The organism is Xanthobacter autotrophicus ATCC 700552, assembly GCF_043194565.1.
GTDB lineage: Bacteria > Pseudomonadota > Alphaproteobacteria > Rhizobiales > Xanthobacteraceae > Xanthobacter > Xanthobacter autotrophicus_F.
Genome location: NZ_JBAFVS010000067.1, coordinates 1 through 1,041, shown reverse-complemented (window position 1 = coordinate 1,041; position 1,041 = coordinate 1). Strand labels below are relative to the sequence as shown.

Here is a 1,041-nt window from a genome sequence, read left to right as displayed (position 1 = left end):
GCGACGGCATCCGCCATGAGGAACACGGTGACCCGGTTTCCCGCATCCTGCTTGAGGATGCCGGCGGCGAGGCGCAGGCCGTTATAGACGCGCTCCGTGCGGTAGGGCGGATCGTTGAGGATGAACAGTGCGTGCATGTCCGACTCCACCGGCTCCCCACGATGCCCTAGCGGCATGGGCAGGATAATTATACGTTCAAGTTATCGCTTGAATGATGTATCGTTACCATCATGTGCAAGTCAACGGATCCCAAACGCGCTCTGTTCGCCGAGCTGGCCACGGTGGCGCGCGCCCTCGGCCACGAGCACCGCGTGGAGTTGCTGGAGCACCTCGCCCAGGGCGAGCGTAGCGTGGAGGCGCTGGCGCGGCTGACCGGGCTCTCCATGGCCAATGCCTCCCAGCACCTGCAGCAGTTGCGTCGCGCGGGCCTGTTGGATGCCCGCCGCGACGGCAAATTCATCCTCTACCGGCTGGCGGACGACGGGGTCGTCCAGTTCATGTCGGTGCTGCGGCAGACGGCGGAACGCAATGTCGCATCCGTCGGTGCTCTGCTTGCGCGCTATTTCGACGGGCGGGACGGGCTTGAGCCCGTCGGTTGCGCCGCCCTTGTGGACCGCGCGCAGGCGGGCCTCGTCACGGTGATCGACGTGCGGCCTCGCGAGGAGTTCGACCTCGGCCACGTGCCTGGAGCCGTCAGCGTCCCGCTCGAGGAACTCGATGCCCGCCTCGCCGAGTTCGATCCAGCGACGGAAATCGTCGCCTATTGCCGTGGCGCCTATTGCCTGCTCGCTGTGGAGGCTGTCGCACGCCTGCGCGCCAGGGGCTTCTCGGCCCGGCGCATGGAAGACGGCATGCCGGAATGGCGCGCCGCGGGACTGCCGGTCGCGTCGGGCTGACGCGCCGCCATCCCCCGAAGTCCAAACCAAAAAATGGGAGAAACGCCAATGTTCAAAATGCTATCGGGCGTGCTTGCCTTGGGGCTCCTCGCGGCCGTGCCCGCGACACCGGCAGCCGCCCTGGATCTCCCCGGCCCGCTGGTGG

At 67.1% G+C, this 1,041-nt stretch carries 1 protein-coding gene; it reads left to right on the top strand.

Going from position 1 to position 1,041, the window contains the following annotated elements:
- Nucleotides 1–230 precede the first annotated feature (230 nt).
- Nucleotides 231–896, top strand: a complete 666-nt coding sequence (locus tag V5F48_RS24920) for an ArsR/SmtB family transcription factor (protein WP_394260639.1) — start codon at nucleotides 231–233, stop codon at nucleotides 894–896.
- Nucleotides 897–1,041 lie beyond the last annotated feature (145 nt).

Coding starts and splice junctions, on each gene's coding strand:
- V5F48_RS24920 (WP_394260639.1), top strand. CDS start 231: ATGTGCAAGTCAACGGATCCCAAACGCGCTCTGTTCGCCGAGCTGGCC.